The organism is Acetobacter fabarum, assembly GCF_040702925.2.
In the GTDB taxonomy this organism is placed as follows: domain Bacteria; phylum Pseudomonadota; class Alphaproteobacteria; order Acetobacterales; family Acetobacteraceae; genus Acetobacter; species Acetobacter fabarum_B.
This window is the reverse complement of sequence record NZ_JBFCXX020000005.1, coordinates 13,201-30,509: the sequence shown is the minus strand read 5'-3', so window position 1 is coordinate 30,509 and position 17,309 is coordinate 13,201. Positions and strand designations below refer to the sequence as shown.

The following is a 17,309-nucleotide window of genomic DNA, read 5'->3' as shown; positions in this document are numbered from 1 at the left end:
TTAAGAAAATTATGTAAGTATTGAGCCATGGACGCCACACCCGCCCGATCAGACGGCGCAGATATGACAAAGGGACTGGCCCGTCAGGTGCGTGGCTGGTTGCTTGGTTCTGTTGTGTGCGGTGGTGTGTCGGCTGTTCTGCTGGTGTGCCAGTTTATCCTGCTGGCCCATCTTGTGGATGATCTGGCGTTCCATGGTCGTGGTCCGGGAACGGAAATTTCTGTGTTCGGGCTGATTCTGGCCTGTCTTGTGGGGCAGGTGGGGGCACGTTTTGCGTCTGATATCCTGGGAACGCAGGCGGGTCTGCGGGTGGCGGGCCATGTTCGGGGGCGGCTGCTGACGCACCTGCTTGCGGCGGGGCCCGTGGTGTGCGCTGGTGTGCCCGCAGGGGAGATCGTGACCACGTTTACAGAGGGCGCGCGCGCGCTGGTCCCCTATTTTGCCCGGTATGTGCCTTCTGCCGCCATGATGGTGGTGTTGCCACTCCTTATTCTGGCGGTGGTGGCGGGGGTGGACGGGTGGAGCTTGGTCGTGCTTGCCTGCACTGGTCCGCTTGTGCCGGTTTTTATGGTGTTTGTGGGCTATGGCGCGCAAACCATCATGGACCGGCGGTGGCGGGAACTGTCCCTGCTTGGGGGGAGTTTTCTGGACGCGTTGCGGGGGTTGAAAACCCTGCGTCTGTTTGGTCGCACGCAGGACAGTCTGGACCGGATTACCAGACTGGCGGAGGCGCACGGACGCACAACTTTGTCTGTCATGAAGGTGGCGTTCCTGACATCGGCCGCACTGGAGTTTTTCTCAAGCCTGTCCATTGCACTGGTTGCCGTTGTTTTTGGCACACGCCTGCTGGCTGGCACGGCGGATTTTCGGTCTGCTTTTCTGGTTCTCTTGCTGGCTCCGGAATATTTTATGCCTCTGCGGACATTTTCTGCCAGTTACCACGCACGGCAGAACGCCCGGGCGGCCATGGAGCATATGGGTAAACTGTTTGCCCTGCCAGCGCAGGCAGGGCGTTACGGTATGCAGACACCGCAGCCGGTTGGGAGTGTTGGTACTCTGGCATGCACCGGGCTTGAGGTGCATGCTCCCGATGGCGCAACTGTTTTGCAGCATGTCACCTGCCATTTTGCACGTAACCGCCTGACTGTTTTAACGGGGGTAAGTGGTGCGGGCAAAACCACGTTGCTCAATACCCTTTTAGGTTTTTTGCAGCCCGCTGCCGGACGTCTGGAAGCTTATGATACATCCGGACGGCCCATGGCGCTTGATGGTGTGCGCATGGCCTGGGTCCCGCAGCACCCGCTTATGATTTTTGGCACTGTGGCCGACAACCTGCGTCTGGGTGCGCCGGGTGTGGATATGCAGCAGTTGCGGCAGGCAGCAGATCTGGCGGATGCGCTGGGATTTATAGAAGCCCTGCCCGATGGGTTTGAAACGCATATAGGCGAACGGGGCAGCCGTCTGTCAGGTGGTCAGGTCCGCCGTCTGGCTCTGGCGCGGGCATTGCTGCAAAATCCGGATGTTCTGGTGCTGGACGAACCCACAGCAGGGTTGGACGTAGCGAGCGCATTGCATGTGGCCAATGCCCTGCGCCGGTGTGTGGCCGGACGCATTGTGGTGGTTGCAACGCACCGGCAGGCGCTGGCTGACCGGGCAGATGTGCTGCTGCATGTGGCTGGCGGCACAGTAGAGAGTCTTCCCGTGCAGAAGGAGACTGTTGCATGAACATGCCACAAGACTCTCTGGCCGGTGGGGCGCAAGGTTTTTTCCGTCTTTCGGTCGCGCTGCGCTGGCGTCTTGCTCTGGGTGTCGCGTTCGCCTGTGCTGCGGCCCTGGCCAGTTTTGGGCTGCTTTTCCTGTCAGGCTGGCTGCTGGCGGGGGCTGCGGTTGCAGGGCTGGGTGGGCAAGCCGTGGCGCGGGCCTTCAATATTGTGCTGCCAGCAACCGGTGTGCGGTTTTTTGCCATGGTCCGCATTCTGGCCCGCTATCTGGAGCGGGTTGTGGCGCATGATGGCGCACTCCGTCTGGGCGGGCAGTTGCGTGCATGGGTTTACGCACGCCTTGCTCCGCTTGCCCCTGCCGGGTTGGTGGACCAGCAGGGTGGTGATCTGCTGGGGCGCTTTGTCTCTGATACGGACAAAGTGGCAGCATATTACACGGATGTCGCATTGCCCTTTTTGCGGGCGTTGCTGTGTGGTGTTGTGTTTGTAGGCGTATTCGCCTGCTTTACGCTCTCTGCGGCAGCGCTTCTGGCCGCAGGGCTGTTGCTTGGCGGCGTTCTGGTACCCTTGCTGGCTGGCCCTGCAATGGACCGGCTGGTGCGGGTAGAAGCCGAAAAGCAGAGCCACATCCAGGCGGAACTGGCGCAAACACTCCAGAATATGGGGGAATATCTGCTTTTGGATGCCGCCAGTGGCCGGGCCAGACTGTGGCAGGTGCAGCAGGCCGGAATGGACAAGGCATGCTGGAAGCTGGATGTGCTGGAAAGTGCCGCGCGGGGGCTGATAACCCTTATCACCTTTGCTACGGCGCTGGGGGTTCTGGTTCTGGCTGTGAATGCCTGTCGGGTGGGGCAACTGAGTGTTGCGGAAGTTCCCATGCTGGTGCTGGGGGTTCTGGCTGCTTTTGATGTGGCGGCTCCTTTGCCTCTGGCGCGTCAGGCCGCAGCGCAGGCAAAGCTTGCCACCATGCGGCTGGATGCTGCCTGCCCTTCCAGCGCGCCACGACCCGTGGTGCAGGGGGCAGATCTCCCGCACGCACCATATGATCTGGTGGTGCGTGACCTGAGCTTTGCATACCCGAAAACCGTAAGCCCTGTTTTGCAGAATGCTAACCTGATCATCCGCCAAGGTGAGCATGTAGGGCTGATCGGACCTTCCGGTATTGGCAAAAGCAGCCTGATCAACCTGCTCTTTGGCTTTTACGTGCCTGATAGCGGCAGTATCAGCTTTGGCGGGGTGGATGTGAGCACACTGTGCGCAGAAGATATGGCTGCTTTTGTAAGTGTGGCCGCACAGGACTTCCACCTGTTTGCAGGTACACTCAGGGACAATCTTCTGCTTGCCGCCCCACATGCCACGGAGCAGGAGTTGGCAGATGTGCTGGAAACAGCGCAACTTACACAGTTTATTCAGTCTTTACCACAAGGTTTGCAAACCTGGGTTGGTAATGATGGCCTGCGCCTTTCCGGTGGGCAAGCGCGCAGGGTAGCGGTGGCTCAGGCCCTGTTACGCGGCACACCATGGCTTGTTCTGGACGAGCCAACAGAAGGGCTGGATGCTCCTCTGGAGCAGGCCCTCATGGCCGCGCTGGTGCAGCGGTGTGAGCGGACAACCATTGTATGCATGACCCACCGGCAGGCGGTGCTTCCGTTCATGCACAGGGTTATCAGGGTGGAGGACGCGTGTTTTCGCCCCGGAGGAGGGAGCGACATGAAGAGCTGAAAGTGAAAAACGCTTTTATTCAGTAATAAGGTTAAAAAAATGGACTTAATTAATCCTACGGTCGTTGACCTTTCGCGTTTTCAGTTTGCGTTAACGGCCCTTTATCACTTCATGTTTGTCCCTCTGACATTGGGACTGACCTTTATGCTGGCTGCCATGGAGACGGTGTACGTCGTAACCGGCAAGCAGGTGTACAAGGATATGACCCTGTTCTGGGGTAAGCTGTTTGGCATCAACTTTGCTCTGGGCGTGGCAACCGGCCTGACCATGGAGTTTGAGTTCGGCACCAACTGGTCCATGTATTCCCGCTTTTTTGGCGATATGTTCGGAACACCACTGGCCATTGAAGGGCTGATGGCCTTCTTCATGGAATCCACGTTTATCGGGCTGATGTTTTTTGGCTGGGACCGGCTGAGCAAGCCTGGGCATCTGGCCGTTACCTATCTGGTGGCGCTGGGCTCCAACCTGTCCGCATTGTGGATTCTGGTCGCCAATGCCAGCATGAACATGCCCAACGGTGCGCATTTCGACCCCGAAACCTTGCGGATGACATTTGACAGCTTTGTTGGTGTTGTCTTCAACCCCGATGCACAGGCCAAGTTCGTGCATACTTCGGTTGCGGGTTATGTGGCGGCATCCCTGTTTGTCATGGGGATCAGTGCGTTCTACCTGTTGCGCAAGCAGCACCGGGATTTTGCCGCGCGGTCTTTCCGTATGGCGGCTCTGTTCGGTATTTTTTCCACCGTTGCCGTTATTACGCTGGGGGATGTGCTGGGGCGTCTGGATTACGAACACCAGCCCACCAAGATCGCGGCTATGGAAGGGCTGTGGCATACCAGCAAGCCTCCCTATGAGCCCTGGATCATCGCGGCCCTGCCCAATGATGCAAAGCAGGAAAGTTCTTTTGAGATCGGTGTGCCTTTTGTGCTCACACCCCTGATCACGCACAGCTTCAGCATGCCCATTACAGGCATGATCGAACTGGAAGATGCTGCTGCTCCGCGCATTGCGTCTGGCATTACAGCCGTAAGTGCCCTGCGTCGGTATGAAGAAAACCATCAGGCGGCTGATCTGGAAGAGTTCCGTGCCCATCAGGACGACATGGGGTATGGTCTGCTTGCCTCCCGCCATGCGCCGGGTCAGGACGTCACCGCCATTGCACCCGAACAGCTCCAGAGCGTTATTGAACAGACAAAGCCCGATATTCTGCCCAATGTTTTTGTAACCTTCTGGTCGTTCCGCCTGATGGTGTTCCTGGGCGTGTTCTTTTTCGTGCTGTTTGCCATGGCGTCTTACCTGAGCCTGAAAAACCAGCTTGAGCGTAACCCGCTGTTCCTCAAACTGTGCATGTGGTCCATTCCCCTGCCAGTTCTGGCAACCGAGTTCGGCTGGATTACGGCTGAGGCCGGTCGGCAGCCCTGGACCGTGTTTGACCGTCTGCCCACCTTTATGTCCGCATCCACACACAGCGTGTCCTACATGCTGTTCTCGCTGGCCGGATTTACTGTGCTTTACAGCATATTTATCGCGGTTGAGCTTTACCTGATGTTCAAGTTCGCCCGGCTGGGGCCAGAAGCGCATGGTCCGCATGAAGATGCAGATCCCGCACACCTGTCCGTTGTGGCGCATTAAGGAAGGTCCTGCATCATGGATGTTTATGTTGTTCTCAAGCTTATATGGGCTGGCCTTTTATGTGTGCTGCTGATCGGGCTTGGCCTGATGGTGGGCATGGACATGGGGGTAGGCACCCTGCTGCGCTTTGTGGGGCGCACGGACGGGGAGCGCCGCACCGCGCTCAACATCATTGGTCCGCACTGGGATGGTAACCAGGTCTGGTTCATTCTGGGTGGTGGCGCCATTTTTGCGGCGTTCCCCACGCTGTATGCCACGTCCTTTTCGGTGTTCTATGTGGTCATGATCCTGCTGCTGTTCAGCATGATCCTGCGACCCGTAGCCTTTGAATACCGTTCCAAGGTGGAAGCCCGCCTGTGGCGTGCAAGCTGGGACTGGGTTTTTCTGATTTCCGGCTTTCTGCCCATGTTTGTCTATGGCGCAGCCTTTGGCAATATTCTGCAAGGTGTCGGCTACCACTTTAACTGGACCGGGCAGTACTTTCAGGATGGGTCCTTTCTGGCGTATCTGCTTAATCCCTTTGCCATTCTGTGTGGCCTTATGGCTGTCTGCCTGAGTGTCATGCAAGGTGGCATCATGCTGATGATCCGCTCGGAAAACCCCATTCATGACCGGGCACGGTTCTATGCCATTCGTGCGGGGCTTGCGGCGGTTGTTCTGTTCGTTGCCGGTGGCGTATGGATCCGCAGCATATCGGGTTTTGTGCTTGAGCAGGGCGACCCTGGCATGGCGGCAAATCCCATGCAGGGGCAGCATGTGAGCATGCAGGTGGGCGGGTGGTTGCATAACTATGCAGCACATCCCATTTTGTGGCTGGTGCCTGTGCTTGGTGTGTTCAGCATGCTGGCAGGTGTTGCTCTTGTGCGGGCTAACCGGTCTCATATGGCCTGGTGGATGGGCCTTGGTTCCTGGGTGGGTACAATTGGTACGGTTGCGGCCGCCATGTTCCCGTTCTTCATGCCCTCCACCACACGTCCCGATCAGAGCCTGACAATCTGGAACAGCTCAGCCAGCCAGTATGGTCTGGCCTGTATGCTGGCCGTGGCCCTGATCTTTGTGCCGATTATCCTGTGTTACACATCCTGGTGTTATTACGTGATGCGGGGGAAAGTCCGCACCGCAGATATCATCAAAGATACGCATAGTTACTGAAAAGGAGAGAGCGCATGATCACATTGCTGCGTTTTGCGGGGCTGGGTCTGGCTCTGGTGGTGGCTCTTCTGTTTGCCGTTTTTGTGGGTGATCAGGGGCCTTGGTATTTTGCATGGGCCGTTGGTACGGTCATGATCATTCTGGTCGCAGCCGCAGGTGGCGTCCTGTTTGATGCACAGGCCGAAGATGCCCTATCGGAAGGGGAGTTCTGACCATGATGGGAGATCTGGAAGCTATTATATTTTTTGTACCGTTTTTGTATTTATCGTTTTATATAATAGCATTTTCTGTTATAAAGAAGATGTTTCCCTAGCCTGCGATTCTAGCATCAGGGAAGCCTCACAAAGGGATAGCCTGCATACCTATGGTATGCAGGCTATTTTGTTTTGTGGGTACAAAAAACCCGCCCCCATGAACTGATTATGAGAGCGGGTTATAAAAACCATTATTTATTATAAAAGTTTAGGAAGTTCTGGGTGGCTTCAGGCTTCTAGCCCACCATCAACAGGCAGGGCGGCGCCTGTAATGTAGGATGCTTTGGGGCTGGCCAGAAAAGCAGCCATGGCGGCAATGTCATCCACTTTGCCATAAGTGCCAGTTGCGACAAAACTGCTGATAAGGGCTGCATTTTCCCCATCTTCAGGGTTCAGGTCGGTGTGGATCGGCCCGGGTTCGATGACATTGGCTGTAATGCCACGGCTTCCCAGATCCCGCGCTACGCCCTTGGCAAAGCCACGCAGGGCAGCCTTTGTGGCGGCATAAAGCGAAATACCGGGGAAAGGTGCGCGCGCACCAAAAGCGGAGCCGATGTAAATAATCCGCCCACCTTCCTTCATGTGTTTTACGGCTTCCATGGTTTCCACCATGACGGCACGGACATTCAGATTCAGGATGTTTTCAATCTGTGCAACCGTCATTTCATCAATCGGGCCGTAGGGATACGTGCCAGCATTGCAGACAAGTACGTCAATACGGCCAAGGGCAATAATGGTTTCGGCAATGACTTCACGGTTGCCTTCAATTCTGGCACCGTTGGCTTTGATGGTTAGTGCCTTGCGGCCCATGGCACGAATTTTTTCCGCAACCTTTTCCGCAGCAGCCGAACTGCTGGAATAGGAAATGGCAATATCATACCCGTCTTTTGCCAGAGCTTCTGCAATGGCGGCACCAATGCCCCGGCTCCCGCCGGTTACAATAGCAACTCGATTGCTCATGATTGTTAAAACCTTTCAAAATTCAAGCCAGTTTTCAACCGTCTTTCAAACCCAGCATCAGGCTGATGTTCTGCAATGCAGCCCCGGACGCACCTTTGCCCAGATTATCCAGACGGGCAGTCAGCAGGGCCTGTCTGTTCTGGGTGCTGGCATGCACACGCAGTTCCATGTTGTCGCTCCCTGCAAGGGCTTCGGCCGAGAGATCGGGTTCGTGTGGCATAACCCGCACATGGGCCTGTCCGGCGTAGTGTTCGTGCAGAATGGTGTGCAGATCACTCCCGGTGATATGGCCTTTCAGGTCATCCAGATGCAAGGGGATGGAGACAATCATCCCCCGTGCAAAATGCCCGACCGAAGGAACAAAAACCGGACGCCGCGCAAGGTTGGCGTGCTGGTGGATTTCGGGCACATGCTTGTGTTCCAGACTGAGCCCATACAGCTCAAACGCCGGCCCGCCTTCATGCTCGTGCGCCTCAATCATGCTGCGTCCACCCCCGCTGTACCCACTGACCGCGTTAATGCACACCGGATAGTGGGCATCCAGCACCCCGGCGTCCACCAGCGGGCGGAGCAAGGCAATGGCTCCCGTGGGGTAACAGCCGGGGTTGGACACGCGCAGCGCGCTGGCAATGGCCCGGTCCTGACCTTTTGCCAGCTCGGGAAAGCCGTAAACCCATGCGGGGTCCGTACGGTAGGCGGTGCTGGCATCCAGCAGGCGAGGGGCGGCATCACCCAGAGTTGCGGCCATATGCACCGCCTCGCGCGAGGCATCGTCCGGCAGGCACAGAACAACCAGGTCGGCTGCGGCCATGGCGTCCTTGCGGGCAGCAGGGTCCTTGCGCCGGGCGGGGTCGATTGAAAACAGCGTAACAGGCAGGGCCGAGAGGCGCTCGCGTATTTCCAGCCCTGTTGTGCCTGCCTCGCCATCAATGAAGATAACGGGTTTCTGTGTCATGCCTTTGTCTCCTGTTTCTGGCGGTAGATTAGGCTTTCTGCCTGCAAGCGCATAGACGCGGCACAGGATTATGGCACAATGTTTAACACATAAAGTCCCGCGCTGCCCGCGAGGCAGGCCACCAGAACAGGCAGAGATCATGACCCGTAGCGCACAATCCCCCGCAACGTCCCCTGTGGATGCCGTGCAGAACCGGCACAAGGCTGCGCAGAATATTGAGCGGCTGCTCGCTCTTATGGCGCGTCTGCGCGACCCGGAGGAAGGTTGCCCGTGGGACCGCGAGCAGACACACCTGACCATAGCGCCCTATGCCATTGAAGAGGCTTATGAGGTGCTCGACGCTATTCAGCGGCAGGACTGGCAGGCTTTTCCCGATGAGCTGGGGGACCTTCTGTTACAGGTTGTCTATCAGGCGCAGCTGGCGGAAGAGGAGGGGAAATTCGCTTTTGCTGATGTGGCGCAAATTGTTACGGAAAAAATGATCCGTCGGCACCCGCAGGTCACCTTTGGCAAGGATGTGCTGGGGAGTGCCGCTCTGTCCCAGCCCGTAGCGGCTGAACTGTCCGCACGCGCCATGCCGGGGCAGTGGGAGGCGATCAAGGAGCAGGAGCGCAGACGTCTGGCGCAATCCGGGGGGGAGGCAACGCGGCGCTCTGGTGCGCTGGCGGGTGTGCCGCCTGTTCTGCCTGCCCTGCTTCGGGCTTCCAAACTGGCATCCCGCGCGGCCCGTGTTGGGTTTGACTGGCCCGATATTTCTGGTGTGCTGGACAAGGTGCATGAGGAAATAAACGAGTTTGCGGTAGAAATGCAGAAGAATGACCGGGAAAAAATGCAGGATGAACTGGGCGATGTCCTGTTTTCTGTCGCCAGCCTTGCACGCCGCCTGAAGCTGGACCCGGAAGCCTGTCTGCGTCAGGCCTGTGACAAGTTTACCCGCCGGTTCGAGGCGGTGGAAGCCCGTCTGGCGCAGGATGGCCTGAGCATGCAGGACCAGAGTGTGGAGATGCTGGATGCCGTATGGAATGCGGTCAAGCAGACTGAAAAGCCCTGAAAAACAGAACGGCTGGAGCCTTTGCTCCAGCCGTTCTGTTTTGCGGGCGTAAGGGAGCGCGCTCCCTTACGGTTAGCCAGCACGACGTTACTGTGCATTGGCGTCCTGCGTGCCACCAGCCAGATAATCCATGATCCGGCGGGAAAAGGCGTTAACATCCTTTGGTGTTTCACCATTCTGGATGCTGGCAACATCAAGCAGGATATGGGCCAACGTATCAATTTTATCCCCTGCCTGCACCTTTTGGGCCAGAGAATGGATCATGGGGTGTGCAGGGTTAAGTTCCAGCACAGGGGTAACGTCCGGAATGTCCTGCCCACTCCGCTGCATGAGCTTGCGCAGTTGCAGGTCCGGCCCGCCTTCTGGCGCACTGAGCACCATGGCGCTGGAAACCAGACGATCCGTTGCGCGGATGTCGGATACAGCATCCCCCAGAGCGGTTTTCAGGGCTGGCAGCAGGGTCTCCATATCCGCTTTTTCAGCGGTACTGGCTTCTGGTGCGCCAAATTTTTCAAGGTCATTCAGGCCCTGTGCTACATTGCGCAGGCTTTTACCCTCATATGTGCCAAGCCGTTCCGGCCAGAAGGAATCCACCGGGTCGGATAGCAGCAGCACTTCCACCCCACGGGCCTTGAAGCCTTCAATCTGGGGGGAGGCATTCAGCACGTCTGCATTGTCGCCTGTTACGTAGTAAATGGCATCCTGCTCGGGCTTCATGCGGCTTATGTAATCGTCCAGCGAGGTCAGGGTATCCACCGCACTGGAGCGGAAGCGGCTAAGGGCTGCCACATCGGTTTTATAGGTGGGGTCGTCCCACATGCCTTCCTTGAGCACGGGGCCAAAGTTGTCCCAGAACGTTGCATAGGCCTGCGCATCCTTGGCGCGGGTTTTCAGCTCGTTCACAACCTTGGTGGTCACGGCCTTGCGGATACGGGCCAGAACGGGGGTTGCCTGCAACATCTCGCGCGAGACATTGAGCGGCAGGTCCTCCGTATCCACCACACCTTGCACAAAGCGCAGCCATGGGGGCAGGATTTCGGCATCATCGGTAATGAACATCCGGCGCACATGCAGGCGCACCTTGCTCTCACGCGTCTGTTCGCCAAACTCGAACGGACGGGTGGAAGGGATGAACAGGAGGGCGGAAAACTCCATCGTGCCCTCTGCACGCCAGTGCAGGGTATCCCATGGCTTGTCAAAGTTGTGGGAAATATGACGGTAGAACTCTTCGAGCTGTTCTTCCGTCACATCATTGCGGGACTTGCGCCACAGGGCCGTGCCTTCGTTGGCGGCTTCCTCCTTGCCATCACGCATGATGGTCACGGGCCATGCAATATGGTCCGACCATTTGCGAATAATGGCCTGCAGGCGCCATGGGTCCAGAAATTCATCCGCATCGGATTTAATGTGGAGTGTAATGTCTGTTCCCGCTTTTTCGCGTGTTGCGGGTTCAAGCGTGTAGGCCCCCTTGCCATCGGACGACCAGCGCCATGCCTCATCCGACCCGGCCCGGCGGGACACAACATCCACCTTGTCCGCCACCATGAAGGCCGCGTAAAAACCAACGCCAAACTGGCCAATCAGGCTTGGGCGGTCTTCGGGTTTGGCGGTTTCAAGCTTCTGGCCAAAAGCGCGGGTGCCGGAGCGGGCAATGGTGCCAAGGTTGGCGACCAGTTCATCCCGGCTCATACCCGACCCGTCATCGCTGATCGTCAGCAGGCGGGCGTCCTTGTCGGGGTTGATGCTGATCTTGGCGTTTTCGGGCAGGGCCTGTGCGGCATCGGTCAGGGCTTCAAAGCGGCGGCGATCGGTGGCGTCCGCTGAGTTGGCGACCAGTTCACGCAGGAAGATTTCGCGCTCGGAATACAGTGAGTGCACAACCAGATCGAGCAGCCGCCCCACTTCGGCGCTGAACTCGCGTGTTTCACTTCCCTGATGTGTCGTGGCGTTGGGGGGTGTTTCTGTCATGCTACTGGCCCTGTTATTTCTTATAAACTCTGTACGTGGGCAGTGTATGCCACGCCTGATTGGTCGTGCATCCCTGCCTGTTCCGGTTGCACAGATGTGGTGGGGCGGGCCTGTTTTCAATATCTGGCGGGGGCATGTCAGCCAGAATTGTGCGCTGGTTTTTCCTGCGCGGGAAAATGCGCCAGAACCTGAGCGACCAGAATGGTCAGGGCTTCTGCCAAGGCGGCAAAACCTTCATGCGGTGTGTGTGTGGTTTCATCCATATACAGGCCGCGTCGTATTTCTATTTGCAGGGCGTGCATGTTCCGGGTGGGGCGGCCGTAATGGCGCGTAATATACCCCCCTGCGTATGGCGCGTTCCGGGCGGTTTTAAACCCCAGTCCCTGCAAGGTCTGCTCCGCCAGATCTGTCAGGCGTTGCGTGCAGGATGTGCCATAGCGATCCCCCAGCACAAAGTCGGGCGAGCCTGCCTGTGGCGCATCGGGCATGGAATGCAGGTCCAGCAGCAGGCAGAAGCCGTACCGCGTATGGGCGGCCTGTAGCAGATCAGCCAGAGCTGCGTGGTAGGGCATCCAGTAATGGCGGATACGTAAGGCGGCCTCCATAAAGGGGAGGCGATGCCGGTAAATGGGGCGGCGGTCTGCAACAATTCGGGGTATGGAACCCAGCCCAGCCCGCCCCTGCTCAGAGGGTGCGACAAAGGAAGGAATGGCGCCATGGAACATTCGGCTGTCCAGGTCCCATGCCGCGCGGTTTACATCGCAAAACACACGGGGGAACGTGGCGCTCAGCAGCGGTGGCCCCAGATTATGGGCGCCTAGGGCCAGTTCATCCACAAAGCTGTCTTCACCACTTCGCAGGATGTCGAGGGGCTGGCGGGCAATACGTATAAACGTCTCCGGATAAAAATATCCCGAATGAGGGGAGGCCAGCACCACGGGGCTGGTTGCGGGTGTGCCGCAGACCAGAACCGGATTGGGAGACGCCTGTCTGTTGGCTGTGCTCTCTTCCTGCATATCCTGCTGAGGCTGAAACAACCGCTTCAGGCTGGGTGGGAATAAAGAAGACGCAAAATTTTTCATATTCCCACTATTGTGGGCTTGCGCTTGCAAGGCAAGGAGGATAAAAGGCCCACACACATCAGGAATGGGCGCATAGCTCAGCGGTAGAGCACTACCTTGACATGGTAGGGGTCACAGGTTCAATCCCTGTTGCGCCCACCATTCCTGAGCCGCAGAATACTGCGGTTTATACCATGTCTCCCGCTGAAATTTTCCACTCGTTTAAATCTATTTCAGTCCACCATTGTCTATGGTTTCAGACTGGTATCTGTGGAAAATCCGTGGAGCATTTTAGTCCGCATTCCCCACGTGCGGCCCTCCCCTCCACCACCTCTCTATCTGGTCCTTATATGCCTCTGGCATCAGCTTGGCGTATATTGTCACCGTGTTGATGTTGCTCCACGCGCCGTCCGCTTGGAGCCGGAGAAGGTCTCGGTGTGCGCAGTAGTGCCAAGAGGCCCACGTGTGCCGAAGATCGTGTGGCGTGAAGTCGGGCACAAAGCACGATTGCAAAGAAGTTTGGCCCACAGGAATCCATTCACGCAATCTTCCTGGCAGACCCGCACGTCTGCAAGCCCCAGCCCAACCGTTTTTTATCTGGCCCCCATATTGTCTTGCAGAGTTGTGGTAGCGCTCACCGATAACGGAGCCTTTTCGGGTTTGCGTGACGGGTCGGAATACGTGACCTTCCCGCCATTCTATGCGCTTCAGCCAGTCAATTACGCATGGCGGCATATCAACGTGCCTCTGGTTCCCCTGCTTCTGCCAGACGACAGCGCGCGCGCCCCACAAATCAACATCACTCCATTCCAGATCGAGAGCTTCAGACAGTCGGCAGCCGGTCCCGATCAGAAAGACGAATAGGGGCTGCAGGTGTGGGGCGGCATGAGCCACAAGCTGCGTTGCCTCGTCTGGGCGCAGGAATTTCTTTGGCTTGGATTGTATAGAGATAGGGGCAAATGCTGGTCGGTCGCACCAGCCCTGTATTGCCCCAAACTCTAGGCTCAGGACTTATTCTTTAAGATAGAAGATGACGCTTGCTGCGGTGTGGATTGCGGACATGAAGGTATGAGCGCACCGGTCATATCGGGTCGCAACACGTCGCCAGTCCTTCAGCTTTGCGAACATGTTTTCGATGAGGTGGTGCTAGAGGCGTTCGAGGGGCTTGGGAGACGGGCGCGGCTGGCGGTCGGGCTGGCTCGGAAGCTCGGGGAGCGGGCCGAGAAGGAGCGCGAGGCCGAGCGCCGGAGGAAGGAGCTGGCCCGTCAGGCCGAGGTCAAGCGCCAGCAGGAGGAACGCGATCGGCAGCGCCATCTCGCGCGGGAGATCGAGGAACCGACCTTCCGGCGGTCACGGGGAATGAGCCGAGGGCCGGATATGGGGTTTTGAATTCTATAAAATACTCGGCGATCAGATACAATGTACCGGCTCCACGTCGAATCGGTTCCATGCGAGGGTCCGACCTGGAAGGGATTGGCGCATGAGCGGCGGAATGACCGCGTCAAGTGCCTCGGCTGGAGGGTTCTCCGGCGCGTAGGATTCTTTCTTCAAGAAATGGTCTGCATCGAACGCGATCGTCGACCGTGTGTAGAAACCACTCATGAAGCGAGTCCTGATTTCGGACACCAAATGAAAGGTGTTCTGCTGGAATCCAGGTACTCGTGAGAAGTCATTCCCGTAGTCGAGCATCTCGCCGGGTCTCGCCATATAGAAGGCCCGCAACGCCGTCGCCTTGTCGCAACGTGCTTGGCGGATGATCCAGACGAACGGCTCTACGCCGAAACCCCAGTTAAGATCCGATACGGCCCGGTACCAATCGTCCGTGGTGGCTTTGTTCCGAAGCCAATCCGCAGTGCCACGAATCGCTTCTTCATCGATCTCTCCCGCGTATTCTGCGACCCACGGGACCAGAACATCCTGATCCTCTCTTTCCCACCATTCACTCATCGGCTGCTCCAAGATACATCATCGTTTCAGAATATCACACGATCGATGGTCCTGCCATCATGAAATGCGCGATGAACTACCCCCTATGGGGGGCGCGGCGACCTCTATGCGGTAGCATATCCGATCATCTAGGGGTCACAGCACGAAAGTGCGTTTTACGTACGCTTGGGTATTCTCGCACGCTTATCAGAGAGGCAAGGAAGGTTCGTCAGAGGCGGGGGGTCGAGTTGGCCAAGAAGCTGCTGGCCAGCGGTGTCCCTCCCAAAGACGTGGCCAAGAACCTCGGCGTGTCTATTCCGACGCTCTACCGCTGGGTGCGAGTCTCATCGCACGCTTAGCGTACGATTTTTTCCGTTTTCTGAGACGACCCCTTGATCTGTACACGACAGGTTGTGCTGCCACGCTGGTGGTCAAGCGGCACATCAAGTTTAACAGTCTCGTCGAACTCTACGATGTAACCCATTCCCGTATGCGCTCTGACAACCCTGCACGAGAACAGGCCCCGGTCCATCCATTTTTTATTTGGCCGCCATATTGTCTGCCAGAATCATGACACCGGTCACCCAATATAGTCCCATTTCGGGTTTTTATAGGGGACCGGAATACATACCTATCTGTATAGGCAATGCGAGCAAGCCATTTAATAACGGCGGAGCGGTTTTTGTAGTTGGCTGTGCAATTGCTCCACGCCAGAAGATATTCCAAAGAATGAGGAGTTATAGATCCAGTCGGGCGCTCAGGGTGATTGTACGTGGAGCACCGGGGAAGATATTATAGTTGCCACGACTCATCCAATAACGGACATTACCAATATTTTCGACATTGGCACGGATTGTTACAGCATGTGTGTCCACATGCGTTATATAGGCTGCACCAATTTCTCCTACGATATAGGATGGAAGGTGGACTGTGTTCGCCGCATCAAGCCAACTGCGGGAGACATAATTGAAGCCACCATTAACACTTAAACCTCTGACGGCAGGAATGCGGTAATCGGCGTTTAAAGCAGCCTGCAGGGGGGCTACCGCTTCAAGCTGATGCCCGACATAGCTTGCGGCTGCGCGAATATAATGGGCATCCAGATAGGCAAGACTTGCATTCAGGTTGAGGCTTTTTGTAATCAGCCATGATGCGGAGGCCTCAACACCCTGATAGCGTGATATGCCATTCTGGATATAATAATTCTGGGCGTTTGTGTAGGCCGCTCCCGTGTCCATACGGAAAAGAGCGAGTGTGCCGCTGAATGTCCGGCGCTGCACTTTGACACCCAGTTCGTACTGGTCACTACGGATAGGACTGAAAACCTGTGAATAATTTTTGGTGCCTTGTGGTGCCTGCCCGCCAGTCTGCACAGCCTGTACCCAACTAAAATAGGTGTTGATCCACGGTGCAGCCTTGTAGGTAAGCGAGACAATGGGTGTGACGGGGTTGTTGCGATGAGAGCCGTTGGACGCACCAGTTTTGGTAAAATCATCTTCTGTGTATGCTGTGTAGCGGGCGCCAGCCATGAGCGACCATTTGCCCAGTGTTACGGTATCGTTCCAGTAGGGTGCGAGCTGCTGGTAGTTGATATAGCGGTACATCTGGGGTGAAAAATCCGGACCATTGCTTATAACGGGTCGGTTAGTATTGATGTTGCCGTATTCAAAAGGCAGCTTGGCCCCCACATTGGCGTCCCAGTCAAACATCTGGCGCAGATACGTCATGCCAATCAGCACGTCGTGGCGCAGTGCGCCGGTATTGAAGTGGCCTTGTGTGGTAAAATCAACCTGATGGTAGGTCAGTACCCGCATCTGTTCATAGGCCTGACTTTTATAGTCACCATTTGTTCCGATAAAAGTTAACTGGTTGGAGGGGAACTGCTCATTCAGGTGTGTGTAGGCGTATGTCAGGTTTGCGGTCCAGTTTTTGGCGAAATTCCAGTCAAAACCAGTACTGAAACGTCTGAGGTCATTTGTTTTCCAGGAATTTTCCGCACCAAAGGCCGTGCGTCCGCTGACAGGTGTTACTGCGCCCAGTCCGGGAGTTGTCAGGATGGTGTTGACCATGCCCTTTTGCAGGGTATTCATGTAAAAACTGTTGAAATGCCAATGTAGCGCATCGGTAATGCGTACGTCGGTCGTGAACGACATGGAAAGATTGCGTTCAAAGCTGGAGTTATACTGCTCGCCCACTTCGCTCCCAAAAGACAGGCGTGTCTGGACACGGTGGGCGGAATCCAGTGATCCGCCAACGTCGAGCATCTGGCGGAATACGGCATCGGAACGGTAGCCTGCCTCAAGCGTGATCTTGCGCTGCTCCACAGGGGCTTTGAGCCGGTAGTCCAGTACACCGCCGGGAGAGCCAAATCCATACATAAAGGCGGAAGCCCCTTTGTAAACCTGAATGGTGTCAAAATTGGCAACAGGCAGATCTATGTACCAAAATGGAATGGCCAGTCCGTCGATCTTATAACCATTCGTCCAGTCCAGATTCAGTCCCCGCACGCGCACACTGGAGCCAGACGCTGTGGAACCTCCATTGGACGTAGCCTGTACCCCGGGTTCGTAACGCATGACATCGTTAATATCATTGGCCTGCATGGCCTCCATGCGGGCTGCCGAGATTGAACTGACAGAAAAAGGCGTATCAAATTCGGAGCGATTACCTAACGCGCCCAGTGTCACCTTGCGGGCTAGGTGAGGTGTGTTGCGGATGGTGCGAACGGTTATGGCTTCTGCGTTACCCTGTAAAGGATTGGATGTTTTTTTGTGTGTTTTGGATGTTGCCGCAGGGGGAGTAGGGGAGGCGTGCAGACTGGCGGCCTGCGCCGCCGTAAAACCCGGAAGCGAGGCAAATAGAAGAACACGGAACCCGGTGCGGATCATGATGATGACATCTCCAGTG

General features: G+C 56.7%; 15 protein-coding genes, 1 tRNA gene and 1 pseudogene. 8 read left to right on the top strand and 9 right to left on the bottom strand.

Translation table 11 applies throughout. The features are described from left to right. Positions 1-63: 63 nt before the first annotated feature. Genes cydD through AB2L51_RS05550 form a run of 5 tightly spaced genes read left to right on the top strand, consistent with a single transcriptional unit; the run spans position 64 to position 6,439 of the window. Positions 64-1,725, top strand: coding sequence for a thiol reductant ABC exporter subunit CydD (gene cydD, locus AB2L51_RS05570; RefSeq protein ID WP_395581643.1), 1,662 nt, complete (start codon positions 64-66; stop codon positions 1,723-1,725). Next, positions 1,722-3,443 (top strand): thiol reductant ABC exporter subunit CydC, encoded by a 1,722-nt coding sequence (gene cydC / locus AB2L51_RS05565; protein ID WP_395581642.1) that lies wholly within the window; start codon positions 1,722-1,724, stop codon positions 3,441-3,443. Before cydD ends, cydC begins: the two co-directional genes overlap by 4 nt. 39 nt (positions 3,444-3,482) lie before the next feature. Continuing rightward, positions 3,483-5,075: a cytochrome ubiquinol oxidase subunit I gene (locus AB2L51_RS05560; protein WP_166114352.1), complete on the top strand. Its 1,593-nt coding sequence runs from the start codon at positions 3,483-3,485 to the stop codon at positions 5,073-5,075. 15 nt (positions 5,076-5,090) lie between these two features. Next, the gene (cydB, locus tag AB2L51_RS05555; RefSeq protein WP_395581641.1) at positions 5,091-6,227 is read left to right on the top strand and encodes a cytochrome d ubiquinol oxidase subunit II; all 1,137 of its coding nucleotides are present in this window, start codon (positions 5,091-5,093) and stop codon (positions 6,225-6,227) included. A 14-nt stretch (positions 6,228-6,241) separates the two neighbouring features. Next, positions 6,242-6,439, top strand: a complete 198-nt coding sequence (locus AB2L51_RS05550; protein ID WP_395581640.1) for a hypothetical protein — start codon at positions 6,242-6,244, stop codon at positions 6,437-6,439. Positions 6,440-6,709: 270 nt separating this feature from the next. Here the strand turns inward: AB2L51_RS05550 and AB2L51_RS05545 are convergent, their stop codons facing one another. Together AB2L51_RS05545 and argC are read right to left on the bottom strand one after the other, a co-directional pair. Beyond that, the gene (locus AB2L51_RS05545) at positions 6,710-7,441 is read right to left on the bottom strand and encodes an SDR family NAD(P)-dependent oxidoreductase (RefSeq protein WP_395581639.1); all 732 of its coding nucleotides are present in this window, start codon (positions 7,439-7,441) and stop codon (positions 6,710-6,712) included. A gap of 34 nt (positions 7,442-7,475) precedes the next feature. Next, the gene (gene argC / locus AB2L51_RS05540; protein WP_395581638.1) at positions 7,476-8,396 is read right to left on the bottom strand and encodes an N-acetyl-gamma-glutamyl-phosphate reductase; all 921 of its coding nucleotides are present in this window, start codon (positions 8,394-8,396) and stop codon (positions 7,476-7,478) included. A gap of 139 nt (positions 8,397-8,535) precedes the next feature. On the opposite strand from argC, the gene mazG reads away from it, so the two are divergent. Next, entirely contained in the window at positions 8,536-9,447 is a 912-nt protein-coding gene (mazG, locus tag AB2L51_RS05535; protein WP_395581637.1) for a nucleoside triphosphate pyrophosphohydrolase, read from the top strand. 87 nt (positions 9,448-9,534) lie between these two features. Here mazG and htpG read toward each other — a convergent pair whose 3' ends face one another. Together htpG and AB2L51_RS05525 are read right to left on the bottom strand one after the other, a co-directional pair. Then, positions 9,535-11,415: a molecular chaperone HtpG gene (htpG, locus tag AB2L51_RS05530; RefSeq protein WP_395581636.1), complete on the bottom strand. Its 1,881-nt coding sequence runs from the start codon at positions 11,413-11,415 to the stop codon at positions 9,535-9,537. A 137-nt stretch (positions 11,416-11,552) separates the two neighbouring features. After that, complete coding sequence (locus AB2L51_RS05525; RefSeq protein WP_395581635.1) at positions 11,553-12,497, bottom strand: N-formylglutamate amidohydrolase; 945 nt, start codon at positions 12,495-12,497, stop codon at positions 11,553-11,555. 66 nt (positions 12,498-12,563) lie between these two features. Between AB2L51_RS05525 and AB2L51_RS05520 the strand changes: the two genes are divergently transcribed. Further along, positions 12,564-12,638, top strand: a tRNA-Val gene (locus AB2L51_RS05520). A 129-nt stretch (positions 12,639-12,767) separates the two neighbouring features. On the opposite strand, the gene AB2L51_RS05515 is transcribed toward AB2L51_RS05520, so the two are convergent. From AB2L51_RS05515 to AB2L51_RS05505, 3 genes and pseudogenes are all read right to left on the bottom strand, one after another. Next, positions 12,768-13,370 (bottom strand): tyrosine-type recombinase/integrase, encoded by a 603-nt coding sequence (locus AB2L51_RS05515; protein ID WP_395581634.1) that lies wholly within the window; start codon positions 13,368-13,370, stop codon positions 12,768-12,770. Between the two features lie 117 nt (positions 13,371-13,487). Then, positions 13,488-13,613, bottom strand: a pseudogene (locus AB2L51_RS05510) (IS5/IS1182 family transposase); the annotation flags it as partial. 273 nt (positions 13,614-13,886) lie between these two features. Then, positions 13,887-14,423, bottom strand: a complete 537-nt coding sequence (locus AB2L51_RS05505; RefSeq protein ID WP_395581633.1) for a DUF4274 domain-containing protein — start codon at positions 14,421-14,423, stop codon at positions 13,887-13,889. Between the two features lie 59 nt (positions 14,424-14,482). Here AB2L51_RS05505 and AB2L51_RS15375 point away from each other — a divergent pair, with 59 nt between their 5' ends. Continuing rightward, positions 14,483-14,761, top strand: coding sequence for a helix-turn-helix domain-containing protein (locus AB2L51_RS15375; RefSeq protein WP_475557838.1), 279 nt, complete (start codon positions 14,483-14,485; stop codon positions 14,759-14,761). Here AB2L51_RS15375 and AB2L51_RS05495 read toward each other — a convergent pair. Together AB2L51_RS05495 and AB2L51_RS05490 are read right to left on the bottom strand one after the other, a co-directional pair. Next, positions 14,758-14,886, bottom strand: a complete 129-nt coding sequence (locus tag AB2L51_RS05495; RefSeq protein ID WP_400921043.1) for a hypothetical protein — start codon at positions 14,884-14,886, stop codon at positions 14,758-14,760. The two genes, AB2L51_RS15375 and AB2L51_RS05495, sit on opposite strands and share 4 nt — an antisense overlap. Positions 14,887-15,139: 253 nt before the next feature. Further along, the gene (locus AB2L51_RS05490) at positions 15,140-17,290 is read right to left on the bottom strand and encodes a TonB-dependent siderophore receptor (protein WP_395581632.1); all 2,151 of its coding nucleotides are present in this window, start codon (positions 17,288-17,290) and stop codon (positions 15,140-15,142) included. Between the last annotated feature and the right edge of the window lie 19 nt (positions 17,291-17,309).